Raw genomic sequence first — 19,338 nt, 5'->3', positions numbered from 1 at the left:
CCTGCATCGGCCACGCCCACCTGACAGCTGCGCAGTTGCGTTGATCGCCGTTCCACGGTTGTCGGCGGCAGCCACTGCCGCTATTCGGCGCCTACTGCAGGGCGCCGCATGCAAGGCAGCATCGCCCGCGTTGGCGCTGTTGCCAGCTGCATTGCGCGAGATCTCGCGCAATGCAGTGGGTGCACCACGTTTTGAGACCACTCATGTCATTACTGCCTCGTATCTGTATGTGTTTCTTTGTGTTGTTCGTTGCCGGTCCGGCTGCGTTGGAAGTGGCGCATGCCGCTGCTGCGGCGCCGGAGACGCTTGAAAAAGTCGTCATTCTCAAGCGCCATGGCGTGCGTGCGGCGATGTCCAGCCCGGAGCAATTGGGCCGCTATTCTGCACGTCCCTGGCCACGCTTCGCTGTGCCGGCCGGGCACCTGACCGCCAACGGTGCGCGTCTGGAAGCGTTGTTCGGAGCCTATTACCGCGCGCATTACGCGCCGCTTGGTGTGTTCGATGGCGATGGCTGCGCCAACGTCTACTACTGGGCCAATCGCACCCAGCGCACCATTGCCTCGGCACGCGCGCTGGCAAGCACGCTCACGCCGGGTTGCACGAACACGGTGCACCACGTTGCCGCTGACGCGTCCGATCCCCTGTTCGACGGTGCCCCGGCATTGCGGCAGCCGGCTGCCGCTGCATTGATGCGCGCGGCCATCGCCGGCCGCGTCGGTGGGGACGTGGCGGCCTGGAATGCGGCGCAACATGATGCGATCGACAGCCTGCAGCAACTGCTGCTGCAGTGCGCGCAGCGGCCGTGCCCGACCCAGGCAGGCGCCGGCAAGCAACGCCTTGATGCGGTTCCCGCACGCATGGGCGATGCCCACGATGGAATCGCCGGTGTCGAAGGCCCGGCACCAGCGGCATCGGGTATCAGCGAAAGCCTGCTAATGGGCTGGGCCGATGGACAGGACTTTGCCGCGTTGGGGTGGCAAGGCGTGAGCGAGGCCAGTCTGCTGCGCGCATTCGCACCGCATCAGGCCGAGTTCGCGCTGCGTCTGCGTGCGCCGACGGTGGCGCGCATGGCCAGTTCGCCGCTGGCCGCACGATTACTGGCGACCTTGCAGCAAGGCAGCACTGCCGACGCTGGCACTGATACTCACGGCAACGGCAACGGCAACAGCAATGCACCGCACCCCACGCCGATCGGTGGCGATGCACGGCTGGTAGTGCTATCCGGGCACGACGGCACGCTGACCTTGCTGGCCGGCATGTTCGATCTGCATTGGCAGTTGCCCGGTTACCAGCCCGACCAGACCGTGCCCGGCGGCGCGTTGGTGTTCGAACGTTGGCGCCGTGCCGATGGGCAGCGCGTGATCCGCTTGCGCTACACCGCGCAGACCCTGGCGCAACTGCGCGAACGCCGCGTGCTGACGCCACAGACGCCGCCGCCCTCGTCGCCGGTGTTCATTCCCGGTTGCAGCAGCGCCACACCGGAGTACGACTGCCCACTGCCGACCTTGGCCAGCTTGATCGACGCCGCAATCGACCCGCGTTACCTGAGCGAATGACGCTGCACGCGCCGGCCACGACCGGCGCGTGTGGTTGCATCGGCGCATGAGCGCCGTTTCTCTGGCCACCGTGCCAGCCGCTGTTTCTTATCACTGCAAGAGGCGATTTATGCTCCACCAGCTACGTACTCTCGTCAGTCTCGGAATCACTCTCAGTCTTGCCTGTGCCGGCATCGCCCAGGCGCAAACAAACGTCGGCGTCCTAGATGTGCTGACCTACAACGTCGCCGGCCTGCCCGAAGGGCTGTCCAGCGGAACGCCGGCCACCAACACCGCACTGCTGGCGCCGAAATTGGCACCTTACGGCCTGGTCAATGTGCAGGAAGACTTCAACTACCACGCCACGCTTTACGCGGGGGATGCGCATCCGTACCGCACTGCCACCAGTGGCGGCGCTGCCTTCGGCGACGGACTCAATACGCTCAGCAACTATCCCTTCAGCGACTTCACCAGGATCAAGTGGAATCAGTGCAACGGCACCGACTGCCTGACCCCGAAGGGTTTCAGTTACATGCGCGTGCGCCTGGCCGATGGCGTGTTGCTGGACGTCTACAACGCGCATCCCAATGCCGGTGTCGAAGCGGGCGATCTGTCCGCACGCCGTGCCAATATCGGCCAGCTCTCGCAGTTCATCCAGACCTGGTCGGCCGGCAACGCGGTATTGGTGATGATGGATTCCAACACGCGCTACACCCGCAGCGACGACAACATCCGCGAGCTGATCGCCTCCAATGGGCTGACCGATCCGTGGCTGGAATTGATCAAGGGCACAGCACCGGCGGCCGGCGCCGCACCGCTGTTGTGCGGCACGCCGCCCACCAACAGCTGCGAGGTGGTCGACAAGATCCTGTACCGCGATGCGCCGCAACTGACCCTGGTGGCCAACCGTTACCAGCTCGATGGCGGCGGCTTCTACGACAGCGCCGACAAGCCCCTGTCCGACCATTACCCACTGCATGCGCAGTTCGGTTGGGCCGTGGGCGACCAATTGCGCACCAGCGACCAGTTCGGTGGTCCGCATGGCGTTCCGTTCAACGATCTGGCCGGCAGCCCTGGCGTGCGTCCGCTCAGTGGCGTGACCCTGCGCGGCGGTGCGCGCCTGGATGGCGTCGGCGTGATCCTGGACAGCGGCAAGCTGCTCGCGCATGGCGGCAGCGGCGGGCAGGCGATCACACTGTCGCTGGGTGCCAACGAAACGCTGTCCTCGGCCACCTTCACTGTGGGCAAGTACAACGACCGCACCCGCCTGTTTTCGCTGAGCCTGCGCACCAACAAAGGCCGCAGCGTGCAGGTGGGCACACCGAGCAGCGAGACCTATACGCTGACCGCGCCGAGCGGCTGGCATATCGCCGGTTTCACCGGCCGCGCCGGTGACGAGATCGACAAGTTGGGTGTGGTGTATGCGAAGGACTGAGCGTAGCTGACGCAACAGACTGCGTAACGCGCGTAACGCGTTGCGTAGCAGCGGCACGGCCAGGGATGGCCAGTGTTGCGTGAGCGGCTGCACGCCCAGGCTTCAGCGATATTGACGCCGTGCTTGCTTGCATTCTTCACTGTGCACAGTGCAATGAGACCGCTGATCACGGGAGTAGAAACGCGCTGCACGGCTGCACGGCTGCACGGCTCAAGCGCAAAGCAGAGTGCTCAGCCGGAGGGATGCTCAGCCATAGGTGGGTCGTGTCTCATGGATATGCCGGTCGTCACGCAAACGCACCCTTGCCCGTAGCCACTGCGCAAACTGCTTCTCGCTCCAGGCGCCATCGGCCAATTGCATCATGGCGACGTACTTGTCTTCTTGCGACGCAATGAGCTCAGCACCATTGAGTCCAAGAAAGACGCGATAGCAGACATGGGCGGTGCGCTTGTTGCCATCCACAAACGGGTGATTGCGTGCCAGCCCATAGGCCAGGCTCGCAGTCAGTTCCACTAGGTCGGGCGCGGGATCGCCGTAGGAGAACAACTGTTGCGGGCGTGCCAGCGCCGAATCCAGCAAAGCTTCATCACGCACGCCAGTTGCGCCACCGTGCTCGCTCAACTGACGTTCGTGTATTGCCAAGGCAAGCGCGCGCTGGATCCAGACGACCATGTGGGTGTTCATTTGGCCAACTTGTGCAGCACCTGCCGATCCTCGCGCATCACCTGCTCGGCCACCTCCATCTGCGCGGCCAGGGTCGGGTCGAACGCGGTCAGCTTGATGCCGTCGGGCGTTTCCAGCGCATACAGTTCGTCGCCCTTGCCCAGGCGCAGGCGGGCCAGCAGTTCCTTGGGCAGGATGACGCCGGCGGAATTGCCGATGGAGGTGATCTTGAGTTTCATGGCAGCGTCCCTTGTTATTACGTAAGTTATAACTCGGTGCCCGGTCTGTCACAAGCTCGCCCGCTGAATCGGCTCAGCAAGCTGAGTTGGCCAATCTCGCCTGCTGCGACCGATGGGTGTACAAATGTACACCTAGTCCCGCTGGCCGTTTCTCCCATGGAACCTCTCTCTCCCAAACGTGCAGCGGTGCTGACCTTCCTGCAGGAGCAGGCCCGCGCAGGGGTGTCGCCCAGCCTGGCCGAGATTGCGCAGGCATTCGGCTTCGCCTCGCGCAATGCCGCGCAGAAGCACGTGCAGGCACTGGCCGAGGCTGGGTTGATCGAGCTGCTGCCCAATCAAAAGCGCGGTATCCGGGTGCCAGGCCGGATGAGGCCTGATCCGGCGCGCGATGCGGTGCTGGCCTTGCCGGTGCTGGGCCGGGTGGCGGCCGGTGTGCCGATTGGGGCGGATATCGGGCTGGACCGGCAGCTGTGGCTAGACCGCGCGCTGTTCTCGCTGCGTCCGGATTATCTGTTGCAGGTGCAAGGCGACTCGATGATCGACGACGGCATTCTGGACGGCGATCTGGTCGGTGTGCATCGCAGCAGCGAGGCGCGCGATGGGCAGATCGTGGTGGCGCGGGTGGATGGTGAAATCACCATCAAGCGGCTGGAGCGCGGTGCCGAACGCATCCGCCTGTTGCCGCGCAACCGCGCGCACGCGCCGATCGTGGTGGCGGCCGATGCCGACTTCGCGATCGAAGGACTGTACTGCGGTCTGATCCGGCAGGGTTGAGATGAGCCAGGAGCCCGCCCGCATCAGGCAGGACGGCAACGCGGCAGTCGCACTGCCGCTGGACGCCCTGCTGGCCGCGCGTACGGTGTGGCGCGCAGGTCACGGCACGGCCATCGCCCATGGCGGCGAATCCACCGGGCATGCCGCGCTGGATGCGCTGCTGCCCGATGGTGGCTGGCCGCGGCGGGCACTGACCGAGTTGCTGCTGCCCGCGCACGGCGTAGGCGAGATCGCATTGTTGTTGCCCACATTGGCGCGCATGACCGGCGCCAGCAGTCGCGTAGTGTTGGTGGCGCCGCCGTTCATTCCCTACGCACCGGCCTGGCAGGCGGGTGGGGTGGTGCTGGAACATCTGGAAGTGGTGCAGGCCGAGCCGCGCGACGCCTTGTGGGCGTTCGAACAATGCCTGCGCAGCGGTGCCTGCGCGGCGGTATTGGGCTGGCCGCAGACCGGCGATGCGCGCGCGTTGCGGCGGCTGCAGGTCGCCGCCGACAGCGGCAATTGCTGCGCGTTCGCATTGCGCGACCGCAAGCATGCGGTCAATGCATCGCCGGCCGCCTTGCGGCTGGAATTTCTGCCCGAGCGCGATGCCTGGCAGGTGCGCAAATGCCGCGGTGGGCAGGTCCCCTCGCAGCCGTTGCGGCTGGCGCATTGAGGCGCGCGCATGTTGTGGGCCTGCATACTGCTGCCGCAGCTGGCGCTGGACGCCGTCCTTCGGCGTCTGGAAGAGCCGCACGCGCCGTTGGTGCTGGTCGAAGGGCCGGCGCAGTTGCGCAGCCTGCATTCTGTCAACGCAGCGGCGTCTGCCGCCGGTCTGAAAGCCGGCATGCGGCTATCGGCGGCGCATGCGCTGATGGCCAATGTGCGCACCATCGATTACGAGGCGCAGGCTGAGGCGCGCACGCAGCGGTTTCTTGCGGCCTGGGCGTACCGGCATAGTTCGCTGGTGAGCCAGCAATGGTCGCGCGCCATCGTGCTGGAAGCCGGCGCCAGTTTTCGGTTGTTCGGTCCGTGGCCGCGTTTCGAGCGCCGCCTGCGGGATGAACTGCAGGCGTTGGGCTTCCAGCACCGGCTTGCATTGGCACCTACACCGCGCGCCGCGCGCGTGCTGGCCGGCTTGCGCGATGGCATGGTGGTGACGCAGTTGCCGGCCTTGCACAGCACGCTCGACAAGGTGCCGGTACGCCGTGCCGCCTTGCCTGACGATGTGGGTGAGCGCCTGCAGCACATGGGCGTGCGCACGCTGGCTGCAGTGCGGGCGTTGCCGCGCGATGGGCTGCGCCGGCGTTTCGGTGCAGCCCTGCTCGATCACCTGGACCGCCTCTACGGCCAGGTCGACGACCCCTTGGAGTGTTACGCACCGCCAGATCATTTCGACCAGCGTGTGGAACTGGGCTACGAGGTGGAAATGCATCCGGCGCTGCTGTTTCCGTTGCGGCGTTTGATCGGTGATCTGTGCACGTACCTGTCCATCCGCGACGGCGGCGTGCAACGGTTTTTGCTGCGACTGGAGCACGAACGAGGCGCCACCGATGTCGAGATCGGCCTGCTGACGCCGGAGCGTGCGCCCACGCTGTTGTTCGAGCTTGCACGCAACCGGCTGGAGCGGGTGGAGATCCCGCGGCCGGTAGTGGCGATGCGCCTGCTGGCGCGGCAGCTGCCACCGTTCGTGCCGGCCATGCGCGATCTGTTCGACCAACGCGCGCAGCAATCGGTGGAGTGGCCGCAGCTGCGCGAGCGCCTGCGTGCGCGGCTCGGCGATGAGGCGGTGTATCGCGTGCTGCCGGCCGACGATCCGCGCCCGGAACGCGCCTGGCGGCGCGCCATCGGCGATGCGGTGCGTGAAACCGATGCACCACCGCGCCCGCCGCGCCCCACCTGGTTGTTGCCACAGCCGGTGCCCTTGCACGATGCGCAGTTACGCATCGTCTCCGGCCCGGAGCGATTGGAAAGCGGCTGGTGGGACGACGATGAAGCGCGTCGCGATTACTACGTGGTGGAGACCGCACGCGGACGCCGGGCCTGGGTATTTGCCGCGCCGGGCCGTGTCGAAGGCTGGATGCTACATGGGTGGTTCGCATGATCCGACGCATGCCCCTGCGGCAACGGAGCACTGCTTGTCGGGCTGGTCACCGCAGCGGTGCCGCAAGCATCCGATGCCACGCAGTGAAAGAGCACCTGACACGAGGCGATCTGCGGCTCATCGGAAAGACGGTGTGGTGGCAGCGCGATATTGAAGATATGCGCCCATGAGCTGGGACGACGCCGTCGACGGTGTTGACCGCGACACGCCCGGCGGGCGCATGCCACGCGCCTGGAACGTGGCTGCACGTTTGCGTGCGGCCAATGACGACATCACCCATGCGGCGGTGGCCGATGGCCTGCCCGCGTATGCCGAACTGCATTGCCTGTCGGATTTCTCGTTCCTGCGCGGCGCCTCCAGCGCGGAGCAGTTGTTCGCGCGCGCGCAACACTGCGGTTACAGCGCCCTGGCGATCACCGACGAGTGTTCGCTGGCCGGCATCGTGCGCGGGCTGGAAGCCTCGCGCGCCACCGGCGTACGCTTGATCGTCGGCAGCGAATTCACTTTGGTCGATGGCACCCGCTTTGTGCTGCTGGTGGAAAACGCGCATGGTTATCCGCAACTGTGCGCGCTGATCACCACCGCGCGCCGTGCAGCAAGCAAGGGCACATATCGGTTGGGGCGTGCCGAGGTGGAAGCGCAGTTTCGCGATGTCGCACCCGGCGTGTTCGCGGTGTGGATGCCCGGTGCGCAGCCGCAGGCCGAGCAGGGTGCCTGGTTGCAACAGGTCTTCGCCGAGCGTGTATTCCTGGCGGTGGAACTGCATCGCGAACAGGACGATGCCGCACGGTTGCTTGCCTTGCAGTTACTGGCGCAGCAGCTGGGCATGACCGCACTGGCCAGCGGCGATGTGCATATGGCGCAGCGCCGCGAGCGCATCGTGCAGGACACCTTGACCGCCATCCGCCACAGCTTGCCGTTGGCCGAGTGCGGCGCGCACCTGTTCCGCAACGGCGAGCGCCATCTGCGCACGCGCAGGGCCCTTGGCAATATCTATCCGGATGCGCTGTTGCAGGCCACGGTGGACCTGGCCCAGCGCTGCATCTTCGATATTTCCAAGCTTGAATACACCTATCCCAAAGAGCTGGTGCCGGAAGGCCATACGCCGGCGAGTTATCTGCGGCAGCTCACTGAGGACGGGATGCGTGAGCGGTGGCCCGATGGTGTGCCAGAAAAGATACGCGATGACATCGAAAAAGAATTGGAGCTGATCGCATACAAAAAGTACGAGGCCTTCTTTCTCACCGTGCAGGACGTGGTGCGTTATGCGCGTTCCAAGCACATCTTATGTCAGGGGCGCGGCTCGTCTGCCAATTCGGCAGTGTGTTATGCGCTGAGCATCACCTCCGTGGACCCACTCAAGACACGGCTGCTGATTTCACGCTTCTTGTCCAAGGCACGCAACGAGCCACCTGATATCGACGTCGATTTCGAACACGAACGGCGCGAGGAAGTGCTGCAATACGTCTATAACAAGTACGGTCGTGAACGTGCCGCGCTGGCGGCCACGGTCATCTGCTATCGCGGCAAAAGCGCCGTGCGCGACGTGGCCAAGGCCTTCGGTCTGCCGCCGGACCAGATTGCGCTGCTGGCCAATTGCTATGGCTGGGGCAATGGCGAAACGCCGATGGAACAGCGCATCGAAGAGGCGGGATTCGATTTGGCCAACCCGCTGATCAACAAGATTCTTGCAGTGACCGAACAGCTGCGCGATCACCCGCGCCATCTATCGCAGCATGTCGGCGGCTTCGTCATCTCCGACGAACCGTTGTCGATGCTGGTGCCGGTGGAAAACGCGGCAATGGCCGATCGCACCATCATCCAATGGGACAAGGACGACCTGGAAACGATGCGGTTGCTCAAGGTCGATTGTCTGGCTTTGGGTATGCTCACATGCATTCGCAAGACGCTGGATCTGGTACGCGGGCAGCGCGGTCGCGATTTTGCATTGGCCACCCTGCCGGACGAGGATAAGGCCACCTACAAGATGATCCAGCGCGCCGACACGGTGGGCGTGTTTCAGATCGAATCACGCGCGCAGATGGCGATGCTGCCGCGGCTCAAACCTGCAGTGTTCTACGATCTGGTGATCGAAGTGGCGATCGTGCGGCCAGGTCCGATCCAGGGCGACATGGTGCATCCGTATCTGCAGCGTCGCAAAGACAAGAGCCTGATCAGTTACCCATCCGAAGGCGTGGAAAAGATTCTTGGGCCGACCCTGGGCATTCCGCTGTTCCAGGAACAGGTGATGGAACTCGTGATCCATGCCGGCTACGACCCCGACGATGCCGACAAGCTGCGTCGCTCGATGGCGGCCTGGCGTCGTGGCGGCGACATGGAATCGCATCGCGTGCGCATTCGCGCGCTGATGGAAAAGAAAGGCTACGCTTCCACCTTCATCGACCAGATCTTCGAGCAGATCAAAGGCTTCGGCTCCTACGGCTTCCCGCAAAGCCACGCCGCCTCGTTCGCCAAACTTGTCTACGCCAGCTGCTGGCTCAAACGCCACGAACCTGCAGCCTTCGCCTGCGGCTTGCTCAATGCGCAGCCGATGGGCTTCTATTCGGCCAGCCAGATCGTGCAGGACGCGCGCCGCGGCAGTCCTGAGCGTGCGCGCGTGGAGGTGTTGCCGGTGGATGTGCTGCATAGCGTCTGGGACAACGCGCTGGTCGGTGGCCGGCCATGGTGTAGCGACGAAGACCCTGGCGAACAACCGGCGATCCGTCTGGGCATGCGCCAGGTCGCTGGATTATCGGAAGGGGTGGCAACGCGCATTGTCGCCGCACGCGCGCAACGGGGCTTCGCCGATATCGGCGATCTGTGCCTGCGCGCCGCACTCGACGAAAAAGCGCGCCTCGCCCTGGCCGAGGCCGGCGCCTTGCAAGGCATGGTGGGAAATCGCAATGCCGCGCGTTGGGCGATGGCCGGCGTGGAAGCGCGGCGGCCGCTGCTGCCTGGTAGCCCCGAAGAGCGCCCGGTGGAATTTGAGGCGCCGCGCGCAGGCGAAGACATCCTGGCCGATTACCGCTCGGTCGGCCTGAGCCTGCGCCAGCACCCGATGGCGCTGCTGCGCCCGCAGATGCGGCAGCGACGCATCCTGGGCCTGCGTGAACTACAAGGCCGCAGCCACGGCAGCGGTGTGCATGTCGCCGGCCTGGTCACCCAGCGCCAGCGCCCGGCCACTGCCAAGGGCACTATCTTCGTCACCCTGGAAGACGAACACGGCATGATCAACGTCATCGTCTGGTCGCACCTGGCGCTACGCCGCCGCCGCGCACTGCTGGAATCGCGCCTGATGGCGGTGCGCGGCCGCTGGGAACGCGTGGACGGCGTGGAGCATCTCATCGCCGGCGATCTGTACGACCTCAGCGAGCTGCTCGGCGAAATGCAACTGCCCTCGCGCGATTTTCATTGAGTATTTGCCGGCAAAATCGACCAACACCGGCATCGCATTACGGTCACGATTCCAGACCTGGTCTATCGGCATCCATCATCCGCAGTTGTGGCCGTCCTCGACCACATTGCCCAGCTGCCAGCATCGCCACGTGGCGCTGTGTTCGCTGTGGCGTTGCAGTGTTCCATGCGCGACGCGCAGCGCCCTGCGCAGGCGCGCAAAATCCAATGGCGCTGTGGCTTGGCGCCCAGTGATGGCGATGGCGTGGTCACGCCAGGGCATGCATCGGGCTAGTGACTTTCAAGCGGCCTGTACGACACCATGGCGGGCGCAGTTGCGCTGACCCATTCCTTTCCCACGAGGCGATCATGAAGTTGGAGGTTTTGTTTGACCAGTTGCATACCTTGCCCACGGTGCCCAAGGTGGCGCAGGACCTGATTCGTCAGTTCGATGATCCGAACACCAACATCGATGTGTTGGCGCACACCATCGAGCGCGATCCGGTGATCGCCGCCAAGGTGTTGCGGCTGGCCAATTCGGCGCGCTTCCATGGCCTGCGCGATTCCACCAGCGTCGAAGACGCGGCGCTGCGGTTGGGCTTCAACACGCTGCGCACGTTGGTGCTGGCCTCGTCGATGACCGGCGCGTTTCATGCCGGCCCCAGTTTCGATCTGAACGCCTTCTGGCGGCACAGTTTCGGCGTGGCCGGCATCTGCCGCTTGCTGGCGCGCCAGCACGGGCTCGATCCGGAAACCGCGTTTACCTGCGGCATGATGCACAACATCGGCGAGTTGCTGATCCAGTCCGGCGCGCCGGAATACGCCAGCCGCATCAATCACGACACCTCCTCTGCCGGTCATGCGGCCGAAGAAACCCTGCAGTTGGGGTTTGGTTACCCGGAAGTGGGCGCCGAGCTGGTGCGTCGCTGGCAGTTGCCTGTGGTGATCCAGCAAGCCATCGCCTATCAGGTCCGCCCGGCCGCCGCACCGGAAGGCGCGTTGATGCCGCTGCTGCTTGCCCAGGCCGTGCATGTGTCCGACGCACTGCGCGCGCACGACGGCGACATCCCGGCGGCACTGGAATCGGCGCGCGGGCCATTGATGGACACGGTGGATCTGGACGCGTTGTTCGCCGAGCTCCCGGAGGTGATTGAGGCCTACCTGGCGTTTGCCGAAGCGCTGCGTTGAGCGAGCAGTTGCAGTGATGCGGTAAGACGCACTGCGATCAGACCGGCGCGCGCACGCAACACAAGCGCGCCGGTATCCGAGTGATCCATGCGCCGCCGATCGCCAGCCGCGTTCGCCTGATCAAGACGTGGTCCTTTTTGCAAGCAATCACCAGTCACTGCAGTACGCGTCTTGCAAGCCAGGCGCGTGTTGCGGTCGATTCGATCGTGCAGCGCGCTCCTGACTCTCCCGGCGCAACGTCCCGCGTACTCCACCCGCCATAACAGGCACACTGTCACGCCGCGACGCAGCTGGACGGAACTGCGCACAGGCGCTAGCGTGGTCCGAATTTTTTGCCACAGGGGAACTGCCCATGAGCCATGACGCGCAACCGCGCCAGCTCACCTTTCGTGCCGTCGTGTTGTCCATCGTGCTGGCGGTGGTGCTTTCGGCCGCCAATGCCTATCTGGGCCTGTTTGCCGGCCTGACCATCGCCACCGCCATTCCGGCAGCGGTCGTCTCGATGGGAGTGCTGCGCCTGCTCGGCGGCGGCACCATCCTGGAAAACAACATCGTCCAGACCGGTGCCTCGGCGGGGTCGTCGATCGCGGCGGGAGTGATCTTCACCATTCCCGCGCTGGTGATCATGGGCTATTGGCCGGACTTCAAATACTGGTGGGTGCTTGGCATCGCCGGCATGGGCGGGTTGCTCGGGGTGCTGTTCTCGGTGCCGCTGCGGCGCTCGATGATCGTCGAAGACCCGCTGCCGTTCCCCGAAGGCAAGGCCGCGGCCGAAGTGCTCAAGGCCGGTGCAAACCCCGGCCCGGGCCTGAAGATCCTGGCCATCTCCGGTGCCATCGGCGCGCTGGTCAAGCTGGCTGCGGCCAGCGGCCTGCGGGTGATCCCGGACACCTGGGCGCAGGCCACCTACCTCGGCAGCAGCCGGCTGGTGGGGTATCTGGGCACCAACCTGTCGCCGGCGCTGCTGGGCGTGGGCTACATCGTCGGCTTGAATGTCGGCATCGTGGTGTTGTCTGGCGCGATCCTGTCCTGGCATATCGCAATCCCGCTGTATCAGCAGTTCTTCATGGGCTCGGATCCGGCATTGGCGCAGAGCCTGATCAACGCACCGGCGGCGGACGCGGCATTCGCCATCTGGGGCGCGAAGATCCGTTATCTCGGCGTCGGCGCGATGTTGATCGGTGGCGTGTGGACGCTGTTCTCGCTGCGCAAGTCGCTGCTGTCCGGGGTCAAGAGCGGCTTCGCCGCCGCGCGCAAGAGCGGTGGCGGTGTGGTCGCCGAGACCGAGCGCGACCTGCCGATGAAGTGGATGCTGGTGGCGTTGGTGCTGTGCACCTTGCCGCTGCTGGGCCTGTATCAGGCGATCGTGCAGCAATGGCACGTGTCGATCCCGATGACCATCATCATGATCGTGGCCGGCTTTCTGTTCGTGTCGGTGTCCGGGTATCTGGCCGGGTTGATCGGCTCATCCAACAACCCTGTTTCGGGCATCACCATCTCCACCATTCTGTTCGCCTCGGCGGTGCTGGTGCTGCTGCTCGGCAAGGACGGCCTGGTGCCGGCCGGCATCGGCGGCGCGCCGCTGGGCGCGGTGGCGGCGATCATGATCGGTGCGGTGGTGTGCTGCGCGGCGGCGGTGGGCGGCGACAATCTGCAGGATCTCAAAGCCGGTTATCTAGTCGGCGCCACGCCATGGAAGCAGCAGCTGATGCTGGGCATCGGTGCGTTCTCCTGCGCGCTGATCATGGCGCCGGTGCTGAACCTGTTGGCGCAGGCGTACGGCATCGGCCCGGCCACCCCGCAGCATCCCAACTCGCTCGCTGCACCGCAGGCCACGCTGATGGCCTCGGTCGCCAAGGGCTTGTTCGGCGGCGAGCTGCCGTGGGCGATGATCGCCATCGGTGCCGGCGTGGGCGCGGCGATCATCGCGCTGGACGAATGGCTGAAGAAAACTGGCAAGCGCTTCCGCGTGCCGGTGCTGGCCGCGGCAATCGGTATCTATCTGCCGTTGGAACTGATGGTGCCGATCTTCATCGGTGGCCTGATCGCGCACCTGGTGGAACGCTTCCACAAGATCCGCGCCGACGACGAAGACGGCCGCGATCGTGTGCATCGCCCTGGCGTGCTGTTCGCCGCCGGCCTGATCACCGGCGAGGCGTTGATGGGGATCGCCATCGCGGTGCCGATCGTGCTGTCCAGCCGCGCCGATGTGCTGGCGTTGCCTGCCAGCTTGCAGCTCAACCAGTGGTTTGGCCTGGCGATCCTCGCCCTGGTCGGCTGGCTGCTGTATCGCGTCGGCAAGCGCGGCGAACAGACCGCCTGAGCGTGATGCAGCATTGAGGCATGCGCTTGCACGCCTCATCCCGACGGACACGCATCGCTGATGCGTGTCCGTTTTTCGTTGTGGCGTTGCGATCCGGTGCCGCTGCGCCGCACGCGCAGCGAGATGCGCCGCTTCGGTCATCCGTCGTCTTTGCGTTGGCTTTACGCGCTACGCAGGCGCCATGCATAGCGACTTTATGCCGCTGCTCCGTATCGTGCCGTCTCCCGCACGGATGGTGCACCACGGCTACTGCATGCCTCGATCGATCCCGATGACACCCCGCGACGCAGGTTCTCGCACCGCGTAACGCTGCGATGGATGTCAGTGAAAGTGCTACTCACATCACGCTGTGCAACATCGGCTTGCGGTTGCGGTCGCTTTTGTCATGGTTGGCCTCTACGGGGCCCAAAGACGCCTATAAGATCGATTGGCAGGACGTCGCCCGTCGGCGGCCATGCAGTCGTTCTACCTCCACGTGCATTTCCCCCTCCCTAACGCTGACCGTTCCACACGATCTGTCCAGCGTCTTGCCATGGAACCACTGCAATGCTGACTGCTATCTCCAAGCGCTCCACCCGCGCACCACGCGCACCGTTGTTGGCCATCGCACTGACCGGCGTGCTGTGCAGCCTGGCGCTACAGGCACAGGCACAAGATGCCAGCGAGGCGGCGCTGTGTACCGACCGCCCGACCAAGGCCAATTCCACCTGTACCGTGCCAACCGGCGCCTGGCAGCTGGAAACCGATATCGGCAGCTACACCCGCGACAGCCAGCCCGGCACGCGCATCGAAACCTCCTACTTCACCAATCCCACGCTCAAGTACGGCATCAGCGACCGCATCGATCTGCAGCTCAACTGGGCGCCGCAGCTGCAGGTCAAGACCACCGATCGCGCGACCGGTGCACGCAGCAGCCTGAGCGGCGGCGGCGATATCTTTTTGCGCATGAAGGCGCGTTTCTACGAGAGCGATACCGCCAGCGTGGCGCTGCTGCCGTTCGTCAAGGCACCGACTGCGCGTACCGGCTTGGGCAACGACGAGTGGGAAGGCGGCGTCGCATTGCCGATCAATTTCGTGTTGCCCAATAGCTTCTCGCTGACCCTCGGGCCAGAGGTGGATTGGCTGGCCGACAGCGATGGCAGCGGCAACCATGTCGCCATCGTCAACGCGATCAACCTGGCGCATCCGCTCACCTCGAAGTTGTCGATGGCGGTGGAAGTGTGGTCCTCGATCAATCGCGACCCCGCCGAAACCATCGAACAGTATTCGGCCGACATCGCTGCTGCGTATCTGATCAATCCGCTGTTGCAACTGGATGTGGGCGCCAACTTCGGCCTCAACGACCGCACCCCGGACGCGCAGGTGTATGTGGGGATGTCGCACCGCTTCTGATGTGTTGAAGCGGGGCATCACTGCGACATAAAAATCGCGTGGGTAGCAGCGGTGCGATAAGACTTTATGTGGTGCCGGTTGACCGGCACCACATCAGCTGCGCGCTGCACGCACAGGGCGATCGACGACCGACCGCCTGCATCTGCTGCGCAGTTTGCAACCTGCGCCCATGTCGATGCGGCTGCAAGGTTTGCTTCAATGCAGCACGGTCCACGTTGCACGTATCGCCAGCTGCGCATTTTTCCAGCTGCCCCGGTATGCACACACGGCCACAAAGGCAGACCCAACCGCAAGCCTTTGCGCGCTCGCCACGGCAACGCCTACCATCGACGTTTTGCCGTTGCGGGAACTGCCGATGAAGCTTCGTTACGCCGTGCTGCCCCTGTGTCTGTTGGCCGCCTTGCCAAGTCTTGCCGCCGCGCGCGGTTTCGATGTGCGCGACATGGTGGCGTTGGACCGTGTGTCCGCACCCACGCTCAGCCCCGATGGCAGCGTGCTGGTATTTGCCAAGCGGCAGGCCAAGAGCAGCAACGGCAAACCGGCCACCGGCCTGTGGATGCGCAACCTGCGGACCCGCGATGCAGCGCCGCCCAAGCGGCTGACTCCGGAAGGCTGGAACGTCAACAGCCCGGCGCTGTCGCCGGATGGCAAGACGGTGTATTTCCTCAGCAGCAGATCCGGCACCCAGCAGCTGTACGCGCAACCGCTGACCGGCGGCACCCCGCAGCAACTCACCGCGTTTGCGGTGGACGTGGACAGCTACAAGCTCTCGCCCGATGGCAAGCGCATTGCCTTCAGTGCCGGCGTGTTCCAGGACTGCGGCTCGGACCTGGGTTGCACCAAGACCAAGCTCGCCAGCGTCAAGAACGCCAAGGCCAGCGGCGTGGTGTACGACCAGTTGTTCGTGCGGCATTGGGACACCTGGAACGACGGCCGCCGCAACACGCTGTTCGTCGCAGACCTGCCTGCCGCAGGCGCCAAGGCCGTGATCGGTGCCTCGGCGATCAGCGCCACGCTGGCCGGCGATGCGCCGTCCAAGCCGTTCGGCGGCAATGACGATTACACCTGGTCGCCCGATGGCAGCAGCGTGGTGGCCAGCGTGCGCGTGCCGCAGCCGCATGGTCCTGAGGCAGGCAAGAATGCAAAGGCCGGCAGCAAGCCCACCGGCAACGACGAGCCGTGGCAGACCAACTTCGACCTGTACCGGCTGGATGCGGCCGGCAAGTCCGCACCGGTCAATCTGACCGCGTCCAACCCGGCCTGGGATGCCGGCCCGGTGTTCAGCAGCGATGGCAAGACGCTGTACTACCGCGCAATGAAACGCCCCGGTTTCGAGGCCGACCGCTTCGGCCTGATCGCGATGGATGTCGCCAGCGGCAAGAGCCGCGAAATCGCGCCCAAATGGGACCGCTCGGCCGGCGAGATCGTGTTGAGCGATGACGGCGCCAGCCTCTACACCAGCGCCGACGACCTCGGCGAGCACCCATTGTTCAAGATCGATATTGCCAGCGGCGATGCGACCAAGCTGGTGGGCGAGGGCAGCGTGCATGCGCCGACGCTGGCCGGCAACACGTTGGCGTTTACACGCAATTCGTTGAAGAGCGGCGATCAGGTATTTGTCAGCGACGTGCAAGGCCAGGGCCTGCGTGCGATTACCCAAAGCGCGGGCGAGCTGCTGCCCGATGTGCAGTTCGGCGACTACGAGCAGTTCCAGTTCAAGGGCTGGAACAACGACACCGTGCATGGCTACGTGGTCAAGCCCTACAACTATCAGGAAGGCAAGACCTATCCGGTGGCGTTCCTGATCCACGGTGGGCCGCAGGGCAGCTTCGGCAATGGCTGGAGCAACCGCTGGAATCCGCAGACCTACGCCGGGCAGGGCTACGCGGTGGTGATGATCGACTTCCACGGCTCCACCGGTTACGGCCAGGAATTCACCGACGCGATCAGCCAGCATTGGGGCGACCGCCCACTGGAAGACCTGCAGAAGGGCTGGGCCGCTGCGCAGAAGCAGTACGGCTTCCTCAACGGTGACAAGGCCTGCGCGCTGGGTGCCAGTTACGGCGGCTACATGGTCTATTGGATGGCCGGCAACTGGAATCAGCCATGGAAGTGCCTGGTCGACCACGGTGGTGTGTTCGACAACCGCACGGTGGGCTACGCCACCGAAGAATTGTGGTTCAGCGAATGGGAAAACGGCGGCACGCTATGGCAGAACCCCGCCGGCTACGAAAAGTTCAACCCGGTGCTGCACGTGGACAAGTGGAAGGTGCCGATGCTGGTGATCCACGGCCAGCAGGATTTCCGCATCCCGGTCGAGCAGGGCCTGGCCGCGTTCACCGCGCTGCAGCGCAAGGGCATCGACTCCAGGTTCCTGTATTTCCCGGACGAGAACCACTTGGTGCTCAAACCGGACAACAGCGTGCTGTGGCACGACACCGTCAACAGCTGGCTGAAGCAGCATATCGGCCAGTGATGCTTCACCCGGCACCCCACCTGGTGCGGGGTGCCGGGCAATCACTGCCTGGCTCCTGTGGTCGGTCGGCGTGATCGATCCTGCAGCGGCAATGTCTGCGCCATTCGCAGGTGCAGCCGGCCTTGCCCAAACTGCGGATCGGCCATGTCGATGAAACCCCGTCGGGTCAATGGGGCTGCTTGGCCCGGGTCGGCAGCCCATTCGAGGCCGAAGGCCGGTTAACTGTCGGCAGGCCACGGCTGCCGCAGCGCATCCAAGCCATGTCAAAATAGCGATTCTTTAACTTCTTCAGTTCCCTGCCAGGATCGCAAGGACCGCTTGCATGCGCACGTTATTCCGCCCCTCGTTGTTGGCACTCGTTTTACTTTGTAGTCCTGCCTTGCATGCCGCATCGCGGCCTGCGGCTGTGCGTGCGCCGGCGCCTGCGAATGGTGCTGTCGCCGTCGGTGGCGATACTGCCAGCGACCCGAGCGTGCCGTTGCCGGCCACGTTGAAGTCCGGCATGGGTTACCGCGCGTTCGCGCAGACGGTGATGGAGCAGGGCTGGCAGCCGGTGGACCCGCTGGCCGCCGACAGCTGCATGGCCGCAGGCGATTGCGTTGTCGAATTCGTTGCGCCCGGCGGGAGTGCGCGGCTGCGCGTGCAGGTCGGGTCGCAGGCCGGCGCGGCGGTGGCGAGCAGCTGGCAAGCGCGGCAAGTGCCGTTGAATCGCATCGGCAATCCCACGGCATCGGCCGTGGACACCAAGGCCGCACCGGCGGCGGCAAACGTGGCCGACACGCCGCGCTGAGCGTGGTTCCGTAGAGCCCAGGCGCGCGGCGTATCATGGCGCTGCGTGCGTTGCGCTGTGCACTGATGGTGCGCGCAGCACAGTCGCGTCTTTCCTGATCCCGAGTCCATTGGCCTGCATGAATCCTCCTGCATGAAGAGCATCGATCCTGCCGATCTGGAAGCGCTGTTCGATGCTGTGCCGGACGTGCTGTTCTTCGTCAAGGATCGCGAGGGCCGCTACACCCACGTCAACCAGACCATGCTGCGGCGGCTGGGGCTGAAGTCGCGCAAGGAGTTGATCGGCAAGCGCGTTGCCGAGGTCTATCCCAGCGGCTTGGGCGCCAATTACGCCAATCAGGACGAGCAAGTGCTGGCCGGCGCAGTGATCGACAACTTGCTGGAGCTGCATCTGTTCGCCAACCGCGAACCGGGTTGGTGCCTGACCTGCAAACGTCCGCTGCTGGTGGACGGCAAGGTACAGGGCATCATCGGCATCTCGCGCGATCTGGGGCCTCAGGATGGGCATGAATCGCAGTACGAAAAGCTACGGCTTGCGCTGGCGTATCTCAACGCCAACTACGCACAGAACGTCCGTATGCAGGCACTGGTGGAAATCACCGGGTTTTCGATGTCCAAACTGCAACGCTCGTTTCGCAAGGTATTCCAGCTCACCCCGCAACAGGTGCTGGCCAAACTACGCCTGCAGATGGCGATGCATCTGCTGCACGGAAACAAGAGCCTCACCGAAATTGGGCATGCCTGCGGTTTCAGCGATCAAAGCGCCTTCGCAAGGCAGTTCAAGCTGGCGGTCGGCATGACGCCACGCGAGTACCGCGCGCTGGCTAATGCTGCGCAGTTTCCTGCCGGAACTTCTTAGGGCTGCCTAATAAGACGAATTCGCAGTAGCGCAGTTAGGGCCTGTTAACACATCCGAAGCCCATCAACGACTAGGACGAAGCTGAGGAATCCAAGGAACATGACATCCAGCTTGTCGAAGCGCGAGAAAATCCGGCGGTAGCCTTTCAAGCGACGGAACAGTCTCTCTACTTCGTTGCGCCGCTTGTAC

Annotated in this window: 14 protein-coding genes and 1 pseudogene; 12 read left to right on the top strand and 3 right to left on the bottom strand. The window is 64.6% G+C overall.

The window, feature by feature from the left end:
* The first annotated feature begins 227 nt into the window (after positions 1–227).
* Both ABS769_RS15740 and ABS769_RS15735 read left to right on the top strand, forming a co-directional pair.
* Positions 228–1,556: a histidine-type phosphatase gene (locus ABS769_RS15740; RefSeq protein ID WP_317062234.1), complete on the top strand. Its 1,329-nt coding sequence runs from the start codon at positions 228–230 to the stop codon at positions 1,554–1,556.
* A gap of 109 nt (positions 1,557–1,665) precedes the next feature.
* Positions 1,666–2,970 carry a jacalin-like lectin gene (locus tag ABS769_RS15735; RefSeq protein WP_317062220.1) on the top strand — a complete coding sequence of 435 codons (1,305 nt, stop codon included), beginning with the start codon at positions 1,666–1,668 and terminating at the stop codon, positions 2,968–2,970.
* Positions 2,971–3,216: 246 nt separating this feature from the next.
* Here ABS769_RS15735 and ABS769_RS15730 read toward each other — a convergent pair whose 3' ends face one another.
* A complete protein-coding gene (locus tag ABS769_RS15730) occupies positions 3,217–3,642 on the bottom strand; it encodes a type II toxin-antitoxin system death-on-curing family toxin (RefSeq protein WP_317062233.1) in 426 nt (141 codons plus the stop codon).
* Positions 3,643–3,650: 8 nt separating this feature from the next.
* Positions 3,651–3,872: an AbrB/MazE/SpoVT family DNA-binding domain-containing protein gene (locus ABS769_RS15725; protein ID WP_006450805.1), complete on the bottom strand. Its 222-nt coding sequence runs from the start codon at positions 3,870–3,872 to the stop codon at positions 3,651–3,653.
* 156 nt (positions 3,873–4,028) lie between these two features.
* Between ABS769_RS15725 and lexA the strand changes: the two genes are divergently transcribed.
* The 10 genes from lexA (at position 4,029) to ABS769_RS15675 (ending at position 19,149) form a co-directional block, all read left to right on the top strand.
* On the top strand, positions 4,029–4,646 hold the full coding sequence (lexA, locus tag ABS769_RS15720) for a transcriptional repressor LexA (protein ID WP_317062219.1): 618 nt from the start codon (positions 4,029–4,031) through the stop codon (positions 4,644–4,646).
* A 1-nt stretch (position 4,647) separates the two neighbouring features.
* Positions 4,648–5,301 (top strand): translesion DNA synthesis-associated protein ImuA, encoded by a 654-nt coding sequence (gene imuA / locus ABS769_RS15715; protein ID WP_180316156.1) that lies wholly within the window; start codon positions 4,648–4,650, stop codon positions 5,299–5,301.
* A 9-nt stretch (positions 5,302–5,310) separates the two neighbouring features.
* Positions 5,311–6,729, top strand: a complete 1,419-nt coding sequence (locus ABS769_RS15710; RefSeq protein WP_317062218.1) for a Y-family DNA polymerase — start codon at positions 5,311–5,313, stop codon at positions 6,727–6,729.
* Between the two features lie 166 nt (positions 6,730–6,895).
* The gene (locus tag ABS769_RS15705; protein ID WP_317062217.1) at positions 6,896–10,144 is read left to right on the top strand and encodes an error-prone DNA polymerase; all 3,249 of its coding nucleotides are present in this window, start codon (positions 6,896–6,898) and stop codon (positions 10,142–10,144) included.
* Positions 10,145–10,491: 347 nt separating this feature from the next.
* Positions 10,492–11,310 carry an HDOD domain-containing protein gene (locus ABS769_RS15700; protein ID WP_317062216.1) on the top strand — a complete coding sequence of 273 codons (819 nt, stop codon included), beginning with the start codon at positions 10,492–10,494 and terminating at the stop codon, positions 11,308–11,310.
* 352 nt (positions 11,311–11,662) lie between these two features.
* Entirely contained in the window at positions 11,663–13,633 is a 1,971-nt protein-coding gene (locus tag ABS769_RS15695) for an OPT family oligopeptide transporter (protein ID WP_317062215.1), read from the top strand.
* A 546-nt stretch (positions 13,634–14,179) separates the two neighbouring features.
* A complete protein-coding gene (locus ABS769_RS15690; protein ID WP_430544169.1) occupies positions 14,180–15,025 on the top strand; it encodes a transporter in 846 nt (281 codons plus the stop codon).
* A 355-nt stretch (positions 15,026–15,380) separates the two neighbouring features.
* Positions 15,381–17,501 (top strand): S9 family peptidase, encoded by a 2,121-nt coding sequence (locus ABS769_RS15685; protein ID WP_317062214.1) that lies wholly within the window; start codon positions 15,381–15,383, stop codon positions 17,499–17,501.
* Positions 17,502–17,823: 322 nt separating this feature from the next.
* On the top strand, positions 17,824–18,291 hold the full coding sequence (locus ABS769_RS15680) for a hypothetical protein (RefSeq protein ID WP_317062213.1): 468 nt from the start codon (positions 17,824–17,826) through the stop codon (positions 18,289–18,291).
* A gap of 132 nt (positions 18,292–18,423) precedes the next feature.
* Positions 18,424–19,149, top strand: a complete 726-nt coding sequence (locus ABS769_RS15675; RefSeq protein WP_317062212.1) for an AraC family transcriptional regulator — start codon at positions 18,424–18,426, stop codon at positions 19,147–19,149.
* Positions 19,150–19,193: 44 nt separating this feature from the next.
* On the opposite strand, the pseudogene ABS769_RS15670 reads toward ABS769_RS15675, so the two are convergent.
* Positions 19,194–19,338: pseudogene (locus ABS769_RS15670) on the bottom strand (IS5-like element ISCARN85 family transposase); the annotation flags it as partial.

The organism is Xanthomonas hortorum (genome assembly GCF_040279205.1).
GTDB classification, from domain to species: Bacteria; Pseudomonadota; Gammaproteobacteria; order Xanthomonadales; family Xanthomonadaceae; genus Xanthomonas; species Xanthomonas hortorum_F.
Note: the sequence above shows the minus strand (reverse complement) of the source record. Positions and strands in the feature narration are given on the sequence as shown.

Excerpts from the sequence above, each read along its gene's own strand:
- ABS769_RS15725 (WP_006450805.1), bottom strand. The coding sequence starts at position 3,872 with ATGAAACTCAAGATCACCTCCATCGGCAATTCCGCCGGCGTCATCCTG.
- lexA (WP_317062219.1), top strand. The coding sequence starts at position 4,029 with ATGGAACCTCTCTCTCCCAAACGTGCAGCGGTGCTGACCTTCCTGCAG.
- ABS769_RS15680 (WP_317062213.1), top strand. The coding sequence starts at position 17,824 with ATGCGCACGTTATTCCGCCCCTCGTTGTTGGCACTCGTTTTACTTTGT.
- ABS769_RS15685 (WP_317062214.1), top strand. The coding sequence starts at position 15,381 with ATGAAGCTTCGTTACGCCGTGCTGCCCCTGTGTCTGTTGGCCGCCTTG.
- ABS769_RS15730 (WP_317062233.1), bottom strand. The coding sequence starts at position 3,642 with ATGGTCGTCTGGATCCAGCGCGCGCTTGCCTTGGCAATACACGAACGT.
- ABS769_RS15675 (WP_317062212.1), top strand. The coding sequence starts at position 18,424 with ATGAAGAGCATCGATCCTGCCGATCTGGAAGCGCTGTTCGATGCTGTG.
- ABS769_RS15690 (WP_430544169.1), top strand. The coding sequence starts at position 14,180 with ATGCTGACTGCTATCTCCAAGCGCTCCACCCGCGCACCACGCGCACCG.
- ABS769_RS15695 (WP_317062215.1), top strand. The coding sequence starts at position 11,663 with ATGAGCCATGACGCGCAACCGCGCCAGCTCACCTTTCGTGCCGTCGTG.
- ABS769_RS15710 (WP_317062218.1), top strand. The coding sequence starts at position 5,311 with ATGTTGTGGGCCTGCATACTGCTGCCGCAGCTGGCGCTGGACGCCGTC.
- ABS769_RS15740 (WP_317062234.1), top strand. The coding sequence starts at position 228 with ATGTGTTTCTTTGTGTTGTTCGTTGCCGGTCCGGCTGCGTTGGAAGTG.
- ABS769_RS15735 (WP_317062220.1), top strand. The coding sequence starts at position 1,666 with ATGCTCCACCAGCTACGTACTCTCGTCAGTCTCGGAATCACTCTCAGT.
- ABS769_RS15705 (WP_317062217.1), top strand. The coding sequence starts at position 6,896 with ATGAGCTGGGACGACGCCGTCGACGGTGTTGACCGCGACACGCCCGGC.
- imuA (WP_180316156.1), top strand. The coding sequence starts at position 4,648 with ATGAGCCAGGAGCCCGCCCGCATCAGGCAGGACGGCAACGCGGCAGTC.
- ABS769_RS15700 (WP_317062216.1), top strand. The coding sequence starts at position 10,492 with ATGAAGTTGGAGGTTTTGTTTGACCAGTTGCATACCTTGCCCACGGTG.